A 13,664-nucleotide genomic window follows, 5' to 3' on the forward strand; every position below is an offset into this window, starting at 1 on the left:
ACCGCCGACGAAGGAGAAAGACCATCCCATGACCGAGCGTGGAGAGCCCACACCGCCCCGGCCGGACCCGAACGGGACCGGGCCGACGGGCTGGGGCGATGTCAGCCCCGGCGGCTACGGGACCACGCCGGGGCAGCCCGGCGAGTATGACCAGGGGCAGCCCGGGGGGTACCCACAGGGTCAGCCGGGCGGCTACCCGCAGGGCCAGCAGCAGCCCCCGCACCAACCCGGCCAGTACGGCACGCCACCGCCCGGACCGGCCGGACCTCCGCCGTCGGGCTCCTACGGTCAGTACGGGCCAGTCGACCCGAGCGCGAACATGACCCCGTTGGGGCCGGCGCCGCAGCCTGGCATCATCCCGCTGCGGCCGCTCACCCTCGGCGAGATCTACGACGGCGCGTTCCGCTCGATCCGGGCCAACCCCACCGTGATGTTCGTGCTCGCCGCCATCGTGGTCGCGGTCCTCGGCGTGATCCAGGCGATCGCCACCTGGGGCACCTTCGAGCAGCTGAACGAGACGCTCCGCAACTTCGACCCGATGGTGTCCGACTCCGAGGCCCTCGACAACATCACCGCGACGCTGCAGTCGCAGCTGCTCGCCACCGGGGTGTCCGGGCTGCTCTCGTTCGTGGTCTCGACGATCCTGACCGGGGTGCTGATCCACTCGGTGAGCCAGTCGGTGATCGGCCGGAAGATGAGCCTCGCCGACGTGTGGCAGGCGGTCAAGCCGCAGATCGGACGCCTGCTGCTGCTCACCCTCGTGATCCTGCTGCTCGTGGCGCTGGTGACCTTCGTGTTCGTCGGCATCATCGTGCTGGCGGCCGCGTCCGGGTCGCTCAGCGTGATCGCGATCGCGGGGATCCTCGGGGTGCTGGGGCTCCTCGCGGCACTGGCCTTCGTCATCACCGTCACGGTGCTGGCGACGCCCGTACTGGTCCTCGAGCGGTCCGGCGTCCTCGCCGCGCTGAAGCGGTCCTGGAAGCTCACCCTGCCGACGTTCTGGCGGGTGTTCGGCATCTACCTGCTCACGACGATCCTGATCGGGATCCTGGCCCAGGTCATCACCTACCCGCTGCAGCTGATCGGGCAGGCGATCGGTGGCTTCGGCACCCTCACGACCATCCTCACCCTCGCCGGCGGCGTGATCGCGTCCGCCCTGACCACGCCGTTCCTGGCCGCGGTGGTGGCTCTGCTGTACATCGACATCCGGATCCGCACCGAGGCCCTGGACGTGGACCTCGCCGCGGCGGCCGAGGCACCATGACGGCTGCGCCGGCGGCGGGGGCCCGACTGGCGATTCTCCCGCGCGAGGTCCCGCTCGACCCATCGGCGGACGAGGCCCGGGACTGGGCGGAGGCCGAGCTCGCCAAGGTGATCTACAACGACCAGCCGAGCCTGTGGGACCGGTTCCTGCGCTGGCTGGGCGACCTGTGGGAGGCGATCACCTCCGCCAACACGGCGCTCGGTCCGATCTTCCTGCCGTTGCTGATCCTGCTCATCATCGGCGTGATCGTCGCCGTTGTGCTGCTCGTCGGCGGGCCGGTCCGACGGCGGAGGTTGCGTTCTGCCGAACGCACCAGTTTCGACGTGCTCGACGGGGACGTCCGCGACGCCAGGGCGCTGCGCGCCGCGGCGGACGCGGCGGCCGCCGCCGGTGACCATGCGTTGGCCGTGCTGGAACGCTTCCGGGCGATCGTGCGGTCCCTGGACGAGCGGACGATCCTCGAGGACCGGCTCGGCCGGACCGCTCGCGAGGCCGCGGCCGCGGCCTCGGAGCGCCTGCCGAGCTGCTCCGACGACCTGCACCGCGCCGCGGACCTGTTCGACGAGGTCTGCTACGGCCACATCGAGCCGACCGCGCGCGAGGACACCTGGCTGCGCGAGGTGGATCGCACGGTCGCGGCCACCAGGCCGACCCGGGCCTCCGCCACCGGCCCCGCCGACGCCTGGGCGGCGGCCCGATGAGCGGCACGGCCACCGACCGGGGTGCGCCCGCCGCGGGCGCGCCCGGCCCTTCGATCCTCGCGCTCGGCCGGCGCGTGGACGCACCGGAACCTGCGGACTCCGCGCCCGAGCGGACGAACCGGCGCACCGTGATCGTCGTCGTGCTCGCCGTCGTGGTCCTGATCCTCGCGGCCGTGGCGCTCGGGCGCGGTGGCCAGTCCCGCTCCGACATCCCGCTGGCCCCGAACAACCCCGAACCCGAGGGAGCGCGGGCCGCCGCGCAGATCCTCGGTGAACACGGCGTCGATGTCACCCTCGTGACCCGGACGTCGGCCGTGCTCGCGCAGGACGCGGCGGACACCACCCTCGTGATCGTCGGCGCCGACGAACTGAACTCGGACCAGATGACCGCCCTAGCCGAGACCCGGGCCGACGTGGTCCTGCTCGGGCTCGGGTACGCCTCATTCGAGGACCTGACCTCGGCCGTCGAGGTCGAGGCCGGCGGGACCCGGGCAGCGCGCCCGGCCGAGTGCGCGGACCCGGACGCCGAGGCCGCGGGCACCATCGATACGGCCGGGCCCGGGATCACCGGCCTCAGCCGCGTCGAGATCTGCTTCCCGTTCGAGGACGGGGCCGGCGCCTACGCCGTCTGGGAGGAGGCGGGTCGCACCTGGCGCGCGCTGCCGAACGGGTTCGCGGCCTCGAACGAAGGGCTCGCCCTGGAGGGCAACGCCGCCCTCGTGCTACGAGCCCTCGGCCAGCACGAGCAGCTGCTCTGGTACGTGCCGGACCCGAACGACCCGTTCACGCTGGGCGACGAGGCGTCGGCGCCGCAGACGTTCTTCCTGCCCGACGCCGTCGTCTACCAGCTCCTCGTCGTGGCACTGGCCGTGGTGCTCTGGCGCGGCCGCCGCCTCGGGCGCGTGGTCGTCGAGCCGCTGCCCGTCGTGGTCCGCGCCGCTGAGACCACCCGCGGGCGCGGCCGGCTGTACCGGCGCGCCGGTGCGCACGCCCACGCCGGCGCGGCCCTGCGGGCCGGAGCCCTCGCCCGGGTCGGCGCCCGGATCGGGCTGCCGACCTCCGCCGCCCCCGACCAGGTCATCGAGTCACTGGTCCGGGCCACCGGCCGGAGCCCCGACGAGCTCGAACATCTCCTGTACGGACCACCACCGACCGACGACGCATCTCTCGTCGCTCTCACCCAAGCCCTGGACACCATGGAAAGCGAGGTTCATCGCGCATGAGCAACCCCACCGGGCCGAACGAACCAACTCCGCCCAGCGAAGCACCCGACCCCACCGAGGCGGCCGCCGGCGCTTCCGCGGAGGCGGCCGCCGGGTCGAGGCACAGGGTTCCGGCCGAGGCAGAGGGTCCTGAGGTTCTGCCTCAGCCGGAACCCCGTGTCTCAGCGGGTTCCGGCGGTGAGCCGGGCGACGCGACGCAGGTCGTCTCGCGGGAGGAGCTGCGTGCCGCCCGCGAGCGGGCCGAGGCTGCGACGGACGCGGCTGGGGCCGGTGCATCCTCGCAAGCACCACTGGTTGAGCGGCCGGTCGCCGACGCGACGCAGGTCGTCTCCCCCGAGGAACTGCGCGCCGCCCGCGAGAGCGCCGCGGCCGCCACGCAGCAGCCCGGCTACGGTCAGGCCAGCCAGGCACCCGGTCAGTACGGGCAGTCGCTCGGCTACGGCCAGACCGGCCAGGCACCGGCGGGTCCGGGCCACGGCCAAGCCCCTCAGGCGCAGGCGGACCCGAGCTACGGCCACGCCAACCAGGCACAGGCGAACCCGAGCTATGGCCACGCCAGCCAGGCACAGGACCCGAGCTACGGCCAAGCCAGTCAGTCGGCCGGACAGTACGGTCAGTCGCTCGGCTACGGCCAGACCGGCGGCCAGGCGCCGGCCAGCCCGGGCTACGACCAGGCTGGTCCGGCCCAAGCCGGCGCCGGCTACGCACAGGCGGTGCAGGCAGGCCAGAACTCCCCGCAGGGCCAGGGCTACCAGCAGGGTCAGGGTCAGGGTCAGGGTCAGGGTCAGGGTCAGGGTCAGGGTCAGGGTCAGGGTCAGTACACGGTGCCGGGTCAGGGCCAGACCCCGGGCCAGTACGGGCAGCTGAACCCCGCGTACCAGGGCGCGCCCGGACACGCGGCTCCGGTCCAGGCCCCTGGCTACGGCGAGCCGGCGCAGCAGCCCGGTGCGCCCGTACCGACGGCCGAGCCGATCGTGGAGTCCCCGGCCCGCAGGAAGCTCGCCGGTGTGCGCGCGGAGGTCGCGAAGTCGGTGGTCGGTCAGGAGGCGGCGGTGACCGGTCTCGTCATCGCGCTGCTGTGCCGCGGCCACGTGCTGCTCGAGGGCGTGCCCGGGGTGGCCAAGACACTGCTCACCCGAACCCTCGGTGCGGCCCTGGACCTGGAGATGAAGCGGGTCCAGTTCACGCCTGACCTGATGCCCGGCGACATCACCGGCTCGCTGATCTACGACGCACGCACCGCCGAGTTCTCCTTCCGGGAGGGCCCGGTGTTCACGAACCTGATGCTCGCGGACGAGATCAACAGGACCCCGCCGAAGACCCAGGCCTCCCTGCTCGAGGCGATGGAGGAACGGCAGGTCACCGTGGACGGTGACCCGCGGCCGCTGCCGGACCCGTTCGTGGTGATCGCCACGCAGAACCCGGTCGAGTACGAGGGCACCTATCCGCTGCCCGAGGCGCAGCTCGACCGCTTCCTGCTCAAGCTGATCCTGCCGCTGCCGGGCCGCAGCGAGGAGATCGAGATCATCAACCGGCACGCGCACGCCTTCGACCCCCGTGACCTCAAGGCCGCCGGCGTCACCGAGGTCGCCGACGCCGACGATCTGGAGGCTGCCCGAGCGGAGGTCGCGAAGGTGCAGGTGGGGCCGGAGGTGCTCGCGTACATCGTCGACATCTGCCGGGCGACACGGACCTCCCCGTCCCTCTCGCTCGGGGTCTCGCCCCGTGGCGCGACGGCGCTGCTGGCCACCTCCCGCGCGTGGGCGTGGCTGTCCGGCCGCACGTTCGTCACCCCGGACGACGTGAAGTCGCTCGTGCACCCGACATTGCGGCACCGCGTTCAGCTGCGTGCCGAGGCCGAGCTCGAGGGAGTCAGCGCGGAGACCGTCCTCGACGGGATCCTGGGGTCGGTCCCGGTACCACGCTGATGGCGATCTCCGTCCGCACGGTCGCGCTCCTTGCGCTGGGCCTGATCCCGGTCCTGCTGCTGCCCGAGGTGGGCACGGTGCTGACCTGGTTGGGCCTGGTCGTGGTGCTCGTGGTCGTCGACCTGGTCATCGCGGCACCGCCGAGAGGGCTGGAGATCGAACGGCGCCCGCTCGGCTCGGTCCGGCTGACCGAGCCCGCGGAGTCGGTGCTGACCGTCACGAACCCGTCCGGGCGGACGATGCGGGCCTTGATCCGGGACGCCTGGCAGCCGACGGCGGGCAATGGCCAGAACCGGCACCGGGTGACGATCCCCTCCGGGGAGGCCCGCCGGACCCGGACTGCATTGCTGCCCACGCGCCGCGGGGACCTGCAGGCGGACCTGGTCACCGTGCGCTCCGTCGGCCCGCTCGGGCTGGCCGCCCGGCAGGCCTCGATCACCGTGCCCGGGCACCTGCGGGTGCTTCCGGAGTTCCGGTCCCGGCGGCACCTGCCCTCGCGCCTGGCACGCCTACGGGAAATGGACGGGCGCTCGGCCGTCAATGTCCGCGGACCCGGCACCGAGTTCGACTCACTGCGCGAATATGTGATCGGCGACGACGTCCGGGCCATCGACTGGCGGGCGACCGCCCGCCGGGCCGACGTCGTGGTGCGGACCTGGCGTCCCGAACGGGACCGTCGCGTGTTCATGGTCCTGGACCTGTCCCGACTCTCGGCCGTGCGACTCGGCGAGGCGCCCCGGCTGGACGCCAGCATCGAGGCCGCCCTACTCCTCGCGGCCCTCGCCTCCAAGGCCGGTGACCGGGTGGAACTCGTAGCCATCGACCGCGCCGTCCGGGCCCGGGTGAGCGGCACCCACGGACCGGCGATCATGGCGAAGATGGCCGATGCCCTCGCCCCGGTGCACCCGACCCTGGTCGAGCCGGACTGGACCGCGGTGACCCAGGTCATCCGGGACCGGCTCTCCCAGCGCTCGCTCGTGGTGCTCCTGACCGCGCTCGAGCCCGGCGCCATCGACTCCGGCCTGGCACCCGTGGTCGCGGCCTTGTCCAAGGATCACCAGGTGGTCCTCGCCTCTGCCACGGATCCCGACACCGACCTGCTCCGGCAGGCCCGGGAGTCCTCTGCGGACCTGTTCGACGCCGCCGCCGCCGAGCGCGGCGAGCTCGAGCGTCGCGCCGTCGCCACCCGGATGCGCCGCGTCGGCGCCGAGGTGGTCGAGCGCCTGCCCGACGACCTCGCGCCCGCCCTCGCGGACACCTATCTCGCACTCAAGGCCGCCGGCCGGCTCTGACCCGCCCAGATCCGCCGCGAGAGCGCGGAAGTCGGCAGCCGCCACAGCACACCCGCGCAACGATCCGGTATCGACGCCAGTCCGGTTAGTGGCAGCCAGTGGTCGGTCGTGTGCTGCTCGATCGGTCGCGAACGGTCGATGACATCGAGCGAGCCATCGCCGCCGTACGTACCTGGCCCGAGTGCGTGGTCGGCGTCCGCACCGCAGCGGGATGGCACAAGTTGCCGGTGGCGCGCGGCGATCGAGTCGAGGGTGTACACCACCGTCGCCCGGCAACCCACTCGGCACCTGGTGCCGATCCGTGGCCGGCTCGCCGATTCCGAGATCGAGATCCGGGAGCGGTTGGGGCTTCGGGTCACCACGCTGGAACGCACGATCGTCGACTGTCTGGCCCGCTTCCCCGCCGGTGAAGCCGAAGGACTCTGGGCTTAGTCACCAGCAGGTCCCTGTTCGACGTCGAGCAGTTGGTGAGGGCGATCGAGGCCCGCCGTGGCCATCGCGGCGGCCCTCGACAGTGCAGATGGGGCTGCCACTTCCGCTCTCTCATGAAGCGCAGTGCTCGCCGGGTGGTCGATTGCCGCGCCGACGATCTCGCTCCCGCCGGCACCTACCGTGTGTTCAGGGCTGCCAGGCGCACCGTCGCAGCACTTGTACGATGACTTACATATTTATATGATGACATCGACACTTCGCCAGACACGGCACCGACCGAGGGGACACCAGCGCAATGGATCAAGGTCAGCGACCGATCACCGTGACAGCCACACCCGCCACGGCGCCCGCGGCGCCGCAGGTAGCGAGCGGGTCGGGCGAACGGATCGAGTGGGTCCGGCTCTCCTCCGTGCGGCTCCCGTTGGCACAGCCGATCAGCGACGCGAAGGTCTTCACCGGACGCCAGCGGGCGATGACCGAGATCATGATGCTGTTCGCCGAGATCCGCAGCAGTTCGGGCCATGAGGGCATCGGCTTCAGCTACTCCAAGCGAGCCGGTGGTCCGGCGCAGTACGCGCACGCCCGCGAGGTCGCCGATTGCCTGCTCGGCGAGGACCCCAATGACATCGGGCGCCTCTACGAGAAGGTGCTCTGGGCGGGCGCCTCGGTCGGGCGCAGCGGCATCGCGACCCAGGCGATCGCGGCGTTGGACATCGCGCTCTGGGACCTCAAGGCGAAGCGTGCCTGCCTGCCGCTGGCCAAGTTGCTCGGCGCATACCGCGACTCGGTTCGCACGTACAACACCTCGGGCGGCTTCCTGCACAGTTCCATCGCCGAGGTCCAGGAGAACGCCTCGCGCGCACTCGCGTCCGGGATCGGCGGCATCAAACTGAAGGTCGGCCTCCCGGACACTCGCGAGGACCTCAGCCGGGTGCAGGCGATGCGCGAATACCTCGGCCCCGACATTCCGCTCATGGTCGACGCCAACCAACAGTGGGATCGCGCTACGGCGCTGCGCATGGGGCGGCGGCTGGAGGAGTTCTCCCTCACCTGGATCGAGGAACCCCTGGACGCCTACGACGCTGAGGGCCACGCCGCCCTCGCGGCCGCCCTCGATACGCCGATCGCCACGGGAGAGATGCTCTCCAGCATCAGCGAGCACCGTGCCCTGATCGATGCCCGCGCCTGTGACATCCTCCAGCCGGATGCCCCACGCGTCGGCGGCATCACACCGTTCCTGCGATTGGCCACGCTCGCCGACCTGAGCGGGCTCGACCTCGCTCCCCACTTCGCCATGGAGATCCACCTCCATCTGGCCGCCGCCTATCCGCGCGAGCCGTGGGTCGAGCACTTCGAGTGGCTGGACCCGCTGTTCAACGAACGCCTCGAGATCCGCGACGGACGAATGATCGTTCCCGATCGCCCCGGGCTCGGTGTCACCCTCAGCGACCAGGCTCTGGCCTGGACCGTCGAGGCCACCGAACTCATGGCCCGCTAGGATTCGTGGCCATGGACCCGGCGCCGGAACCCATCAACCGTGAGAGCGCTCGAGGCCTCAGCCATGAGTTGACACTGCGGCTGACCGCATTGATCCAGGACGGCACGATCCGCCGCGGCGAGAAGCTTCCCACCGAGAGCGCCATGATGGAGTCCTACAAGGTCAGCCGAACCGTGGTGCGCGAGGCGATCTCCCAGCTCCAGGCGGCCGGTCTGGTCGAGACGCAGCAGGGCCGGGGTTCGTTCGTCCTCAACGTGCCGAGCCAGGGCAGCTTCGCGATCGACAACAACGGGATCCATACGATCGATGATGTGTGGGACCTGCTGGACTTCCGACTCGGCGTCGAGTCCGAGGCGGCCGCGCTCGCTGCGACCCGTCGCACGGATCAGCAGCTCGCGGAACTCGAGCGTCTGACGCAGACATTCCTGGAGTGCGAGGCTCGCCCGAGCGAGGCGGTCGAGGCGGACTTCGCCCTCCATCTGGCCATCGCCCGCGCCGCCCAGAACCGGCACTACCTCGCGCTGCTGAAGTCGATGGGCCCGATGATGATCGTGATGCCGAAGTTCCGGCTGCTCACGGGCGATGACGCGGACCGTCCCGACAACGTGCGGCTGGCCGCCGTCGAGCACGGCTCGATCGTCCAGGCCATCGCCCGTCAGGAGCCGGAGACGGCCCGCGCGGCCATTCGGCTGCACCTGGCCAACTCCAGGGCACGGCTGAAGGGCTGATCCCGTGCCGGTCAGGGCGCACCTTCAGCCCTTGACCGCCCCGGCACTGAGTCCCTGGACCAGGAACTTCTGGACGTAGGCGAAGACCAGTACCACCGGCAACGCGGCCACCACGCCCCCGGCGGCCAGGGCGCCGAAGTCGACGCTGAACTCACCCAGCATGTAGCCGAGTCCGACCGGCACGGTGAATCGGTCCTGGATGTTGAGGAACATCAGGGCGAACAGGAAGTTGTTCCACGCATTGATGAACGCGAAGGAACCGACCGCGACGATCGCAGGGCGCATCAGCGGCAGCATGATGAGGCGGAAGCCACGCAGTCGGCTGCATCCATCCATCCAGGCTGCCTCCTCCAGTTCCACCGGGACATTACGGATGAATCCGAACATCAGGATGATCGACAACGGCAGCTGGAACACCGTGTCCGCCACGATCAGGCTGCCCAAGGAGTTGATCAGCCCGACGGTGCGGAAGATGTCGAACAGCGGGATGAGCATCATGGCACCGGGGATGAACTGGGTGCAGAGCATGATGATCAGGAAGAGCGCCTTCCCGCGGAAGCGGTACCGGGCGATCGCGTATCCCCCGAGCAGCGCCACGAACGTCGTCAGGATCAGACTCATGACCGCGACGAACACACTGTTCTTGAAGAAGATGGCGAAGCCCGCGCCGACCCAGACGGTGTGGAAGTGCTCGAAGGTGATCGGCCAGGGCACCAGCGACGTGGAGCCCGCCGGCCGGAGCGCGAACATCAGCATCCAGTAGAACGGCACTGCGGTGAAGATCACGTACAGCGACAGTGGCACGTACAGGATGACCCGGTCGCGCAGTTCTCGGCGGCGGCGCTCGGCGGTCGGGCGCCGGACGGGGGCCGCCGTCGCCAACGGCCCCGCGGCGGCGGGTCGCTCGGTCACGGTGGGGACGGTGCTCATTCGTTCGGTTCCCTTCCGAAGTTGGTCAGCTTCAGGTACAGCACCGTGACGAGGCCAAGGATGACGAACGCGGCGATCGTGAGGGCCGAGCCATACCCGAACTCCTTGGAGTCGATGGCCACTCTCGCCACATACAACGGAAGCGTCGTGGTGGCGTTGGCCGGCCCGCCCCCGGTGAGGGTGTACAGCAGGTCCACGTTGTTGAACTCCCACACACCGCGCAGCAGCGTCGCGAGGATGATCGAGTTCCTCAGGTGCGGCAGCGTGATGCTCCAGAACCGCCGGATCCGGCCGGCGCCGTCAACCTGCGCCGCCTCGTACAGCTCCCCGGGCGCCGACTGCAGATCGGCCAGGATGAGGATCGTGAAGAACGGCACTCCGCGCCACAGCTCCGCCAGGACTGCGGCCCAGAAGGCCGTGTCCCCGCTCGCCAACAACGAGGTGCCGTACTCCCCCAGACCGAGGTCCGCCAGATACCGGTTGACTCCGACCGCGGGGTTGTACAGCAGGAGCCAGATGGTCGTGGTCAGCACCCCCGAGACCGCCCACGGCGAGAACAGCACCGCGCGGGCCAATCCGCGCCCACGGAACGCCTCGTTGACGATGAGCGCGAGCACGAGACCGAACACCAGTTGGAGGCCCACCTGCACGACCACCCACTTGGCGGTGACCACCAGGCTGGACCAGAACAGGTCGTCCGCCAGCATGGCGCGGAAGTTGTCGAGCCCGATGAACCCGTTGTCCCACGGCTGGGACACGTTGTACTGCTGAAGGCTGAAGTAGCCGATGCTCAGCAGGGGGTACAACAGGAACACGAGCAGCAACACCATGGTCGGTGCAAGGAGAAGGTACGGGGTCGATCCCCGGCGCATCCGGGCGAGCAGCCCATGTCGGTTGACGAGCGGATCGCTCGACTTCACGCTCATTGCCACGGTAGGACTCCAGTCTGGCGTCGATGACTCTGGCTCGGGCCGGCTAGGAGACGCGTTCCCGGTAGGAGGCCTCCGCCTCGGTGTATGCGGCCGCCGCCGTGTCCAGGAACTCCTGGACGGTCATGTCCCCCTGCAGGACCGCCTGCCACATCGGCTCGAGCTGCGTCTTGGCGATCGCGTTGTACTCCGGCAGGTAGAACGGCTCCCGCAGAACCTGGGTGGCCGGGTCGTTCAGCGCGGCGATGGCCGCCTGGAGCGGCTGCGCCTCGACGATCCAGTCCTGCTCGGCCACCTCGAGGTTCGAGGGGATCTTTCCCGATTGCTCGGCCCAGATGGCGTTTCCTTCAGGGGCGAGGAAGAACTCGATGAAACGCCAGGCCTCGTCCGGGTGCTCACTCTCGGCGAACATGGCCTGCCCGAGCACGGTCGCGCCGGAGACGGTCACGGGCCCTCCGGCGGACGGGAACGGCTGCAGACCGAGGACGTTCTCGGCACCGAGGGCCTCGACGTGGTCCTGATAGGAGCCGATGTTGTGGTTCATGAGCACGCCGCTGCCGGAGGCGAACTGCGCCACCATGTTCGTGTACTCGTTGGTCAGGTCCGCCGAGGCGGTCTGGTTGCCGAACAGGCCGACGTAGCGCTCCAGCGCGGCCACGTTGCGCGGGTCGTTCAGGGTCGAGTTCCCGTCATCGTCGAAGAAGCTCGACACTCCGGACTGCCCGTACATGGCGTCCAGGACCTGCGGGAACATCCCGGCGCCACCACGGAAGATGTACCCGAACTGGTTCCGCTCCGGATGCGTCAACTGTTCCGCGGCGTCGTAGAACTCGTCCCAGGTGGTCGGTACGGCCACACCCTCGGCCTCGAGAATGCCGAGGTTCAGCCACATCGTGTTGGCCAGCCCGGTGTCCGGCGCGAAGTAGAGCTGGTGGTCGGGCACCACGCTGCGGGCCGTCTCGACCATGGATGCGGAGATGAGGTCGGGCCAGCCGCCCTCCTCGAACCTGTCGTCCAACGGCGCCAACGCACCCTGCGCGACCCAGTTCGCGCTGTCCGTGATGCTGGCGGTGATCACATCCGGCGTCGAGCCGGTCGCGATCGCCGTGTCGACCTTCTGCTCGTACGAGTCCGAGGGCAGTCCCACATAGGAGACCCGGATGTCCGGGTTCTGCGCCTCGAACAGGTCGATGATCTCGTTGAGCGACTCGGTTCGCGCCGGCGTCGCCTGCGTGTCCCAGAACTGGATCTCGACGACACCGTCGGCATCGCCCGAGCCATCGCCGCCGCCACACGCGGCCAGCGGCACCAGGACCAGCGCGGTAGCCGCAGCGATGGCCGCGGATCGGGACTTCCTGCTGTGAACGATCTTCATACGAGTTCCCTCCACACTTTCCCGCCTGCTGGGCAGGCCGAGTTCGACAACTCCGTCGACCGGGTAGCCACATCGTGACTCAGTCGTATGACAACTACGATACTGGTACGATGACTTAAGTCAAGCACTCTCTCCGGAACACGACCGACCATCATTCCGGGCCGCCGTAGGCTCGGGCAGCAAGGGAGAACTGTGGCAACGAACTCGCTGCCGAGCGCGATCGGCGACTACGAGGACTGGCCCGAGTACGTTCGGGCCAGTGCCGCGACCCCCGCCTCGGAGGCCGCCGAGTCGCCGCTGGCCTCGGTGTTGCGACCGCCCGCTCGCGATGCGGATCCCCGCGTCACCTTCGGTCGCGAACGGGTCCTGGACGGCGTCCGGATCAGCCCTCTCACGTGGCAACTCGGCTACGGCCCACCCACCGCGGCTCACTTCCTGCGCCCGGAGAAGTCCCGCGGCCCGCTCCCCGCCGTCCTGCTGATGCACTGCCACTCGGGGAACAAGTGGCTGGGTGCGGAGCGACTCGTGGATCTCGGCGCTGAGGACTCTCCCGAGGCCCGAGCGCTCCGGTCGAGCATGTACGAGGGGCAGGCGATCGCCAATCTGCTCGCGGCGCGGGGCTTCGCCGTGCTCGCCCATGACACGTTCGCGTGGGGCAGTCGGCGTTTCCGACTCGACCCGACCCCCGCCCGCACCGCCCGGCACCTACACGGTTGGCAGGCCAGGTGGCAGGCCGACGGCATCGAGGCCACCGAGGAGATGGTCTACAACGCCGCCGCCGCGGATCATGAGAACACGGTGGCCAAGGTGGCCGGGCTCCTGGGCACCAGCTTCGCGGGCATGGTGGCCCACGACGACCTGGCGGCTCTGGACGTCCTGCGAGGGCTGCCGGACGTGGACCCCGAGCGGATCGGCACCCTGGGCGCGTCCGGTGGTGGTGGGCGGGCGATGATGCTCGCGTCGCTGAGCGGGCACGTGCGGGCCCACCTGGTCTGCTGCATGATGGCAACCTTCGATTCGTTGCTGCCCGCCTACCTGGACGGCCACTCCTGGCTGATGTACACACCCGGCATCTGGGCATTGTCCGACTGGCCACTGATCCCGCTGCACGCGCCCGCTCCACAGGCCATGCATGTCCAGTTCGCCGCGCATGATCGTCTGTTCCCGCTGGATGGCATGCGCGAGGCCGACGCGCTGCTGCAGGCGCACCGATCGGAGCGCCTGCGGTACTCCTCGTCGTGGTTCGACTCCGACCACGCGATGACCCGCGCCATGCAGCACGAGGCCGCCGACTTCCTCGCCGCCAGCCTCTGACTCCTCGACGCTGCTGACGTCGGTGGCCGGGGGCGGCGCGCTCTCGGCCG

General features: G+C 70.1%; 12 protein-coding genes. 9 read left to right on the forward strand and 3 right to left on the reverse strand.

The genetic code is table 11. From position 1 onward, the window contains the following. Positions 1-28: 28 nt before the first annotated feature. The 8 genes from KCQ71_RS09560 to KCQ71_RS09595 all read left to right on the forward strand — a co-directional run bounded on the left by KCQ71_RS09560 (position 29) and on the right by KCQ71_RS09595 (position 9,066). Positions 29-1,264 (forward strand): DUF7847 domain-containing protein, encoded by a 1,236-nt coding sequence (locus KCQ71_RS09560; protein WP_223405210.1) that lies wholly within the window; start codon positions 29-31, stop codon positions 1,262-1,264. Then, a complete protein-coding gene (locus KCQ71_RS09565; protein ID WP_223405212.1) occupies positions 1,261-1,965 on the forward strand; it encodes a DUF4129 domain-containing protein in 705 nt (234 codons plus the stop codon). Before KCQ71_RS09560 ends, KCQ71_RS09565 begins: the two co-directional genes overlap by 4 nt. Continuing rightward, positions 1,962-3,188: a DUF4350 domain-containing protein gene (locus tag KCQ71_RS09570; RefSeq protein ID WP_223405214.1), complete on the forward strand. Its 1,227-nt coding sequence runs from the start codon at positions 1,962-1,964 to the stop codon at positions 3,186-3,188. The genes KCQ71_RS09565 and KCQ71_RS09570 overlap by 4 nt, the downstream gene beginning before the upstream one ends. A 971-nt stretch (positions 3,189-4,159) precedes the next feature. Continuing rightward, positions 4,160-5,116, forward strand: coding sequence for an AAA family ATPase (locus KCQ71_RS09575; protein ID WP_223405875.1), 957 nt, complete (start codon positions 4,160-4,162; stop codon positions 5,114-5,116). Beyond that, entirely contained in the window at positions 5,116-6,408 is a 1,293-nt protein-coding gene (locus KCQ71_RS09580) for a DUF58 domain-containing protein (RefSeq protein ID WP_223405216.1), read from the forward strand. The genes KCQ71_RS09575 and KCQ71_RS09580 overlap by 1 nt, the downstream gene beginning before the upstream one ends. A gap of 252 nt (positions 6,409-6,660) precedes the next feature. Further along, on the forward strand, positions 6,661-6,840 hold the full coding sequence (locus KCQ71_RS09585) for a hypothetical protein (protein ID WP_223405219.1): 180 nt from the start codon (positions 6,661-6,663) through the stop codon (positions 6,838-6,840). A gap of 385 nt (positions 6,841-7,225) precedes the next feature. Continuing rightward, a complete protein-coding gene (locus KCQ71_RS09590) occupies positions 7,226-8,338 on the forward strand; it encodes an L-talarate/galactarate dehydratase (protein ID WP_223405877.1) in 1,113 nt (370 codons plus the stop codon). An 11-nt stretch (positions 8,339-8,349) separates the two neighbouring features. Continuing rightward, entirely contained in the window at positions 8,350-9,066 is a 717-nt protein-coding gene (locus tag KCQ71_RS09595) for a FadR/GntR family transcriptional regulator (protein WP_223405221.1), read from the forward strand. Positions 9,067-9,090: 24 nt separating this feature from the next. On the opposite strand, the gene KCQ71_RS09600 is transcribed toward KCQ71_RS09595, so the two are convergent. The 3 genes from KCQ71_RS09600 to KCQ71_RS09610 are packed head-to-tail and all read right to left on the reverse strand — an operon-like array spanning position 9,091 to position 12,300. Continuing rightward, entirely contained in the window at positions 9,091-9,996 is a 906-nt protein-coding gene (locus tag KCQ71_RS09600; RefSeq protein WP_223405224.1) for a carbohydrate ABC transporter permease, read from the reverse strand. Then, positions 9,993-10,922, reverse strand: a complete 930-nt coding sequence (locus KCQ71_RS09605) for a carbohydrate ABC transporter permease (protein ID WP_223405226.1) — start codon at positions 10,920-10,922, stop codon at positions 9,993-9,995. The genes KCQ71_RS09600 and KCQ71_RS09605 overlap by 4 nt, the downstream gene beginning before the upstream one ends. Before the next feature lie 49 nt (positions 10,923-10,971). Continuing rightward, positions 10,972-12,300: an ABC transporter substrate-binding protein gene (locus tag KCQ71_RS09610; RefSeq protein ID WP_223405229.1), complete on the reverse strand. Its 1,329-nt coding sequence runs from the start codon at positions 12,298-12,300 to the stop codon at positions 10,972-10,974. Positions 12,301-12,492: 192 nt separating this feature from the next. Between KCQ71_RS09610 and KCQ71_RS09615 the strand changes: the two genes are divergently transcribed. Next, positions 12,493-13,614 (forward strand): acetylxylan esterase, encoded by a 1,122-nt coding sequence (locus KCQ71_RS09615; RefSeq protein ID WP_223405230.1) that lies wholly within the window; start codon positions 12,493-12,495, stop codon positions 13,612-13,614. Positions 13,615-13,664 lie beyond the last annotated feature (50 nt).

Source organism: Occultella gossypii (genome assembly GCF_019947135.1).
In the GTDB taxonomy this organism is placed as follows: Bacteria; Actinomycetota; Actinomycetes; order Actinomycetales; family Beutenbergiaceae; genus Occultella; species Occultella gossypii.

What these genes read in the sequence shown, in the direction of transcription:
- KCQ71_RS09580 (WP_223405216.1), top strand. Translation starts at nt 5,116, where the DNA reads ATGGCGATCTCCGTCCGCACGGTCGCGCTCCTTGCGCTGGGCCTGATC.
- KCQ71_RS09565 (WP_223405212.1), top strand. Translation starts at nt 1,261, where the DNA reads ATGACGGCTGCGCCGGCGGCGGGGGCCCGACTGGCGATTCTCCCGCGC.
- KCQ71_RS09610 (WP_223405229.1), bottom strand. Translation starts at nt 12,300, where the DNA reads ATGAAGATCGTTCACAGCAGGAAGTCCCGATCCGCGGCCATCGCTGCG.
- KCQ71_RS09605 (WP_223405226.1), bottom strand. Translation starts at nt 10,922, where the DNA reads ATGAGCGTGAAGTCGAGCGATCCGCTCGTCAACCGACATGGGCTGCTC.
- KCQ71_RS09595 (WP_223405221.1), top strand. Translation starts at nt 8,350, where the DNA reads ATGGACCCGGCGCCGGAACCCATCAACCGTGAGAGCGCTCGAGGCCTC.
- KCQ71_RS09600 (WP_223405224.1), bottom strand. Translation starts at nt 9,996, where the DNA reads ATGAGCACCGTCCCCACCGTGACCGAGCGACCCGCCGCCGCGGGGCCG.
- KCQ71_RS09570 (WP_223405214.1), top strand. Translation starts at nt 1,962, where the DNA reads ATGAGCGGCACGGCCACCGACCGGGGTGCGCCCGCCGCGGGCGCGCCC.
- KCQ71_RS09560 (WP_223405210.1), top strand. Translation starts at nt 29, where the DNA reads ATGACCGAGCGTGGAGAGCCCACACCGCCCCGGCCGGACCCGAACGGG.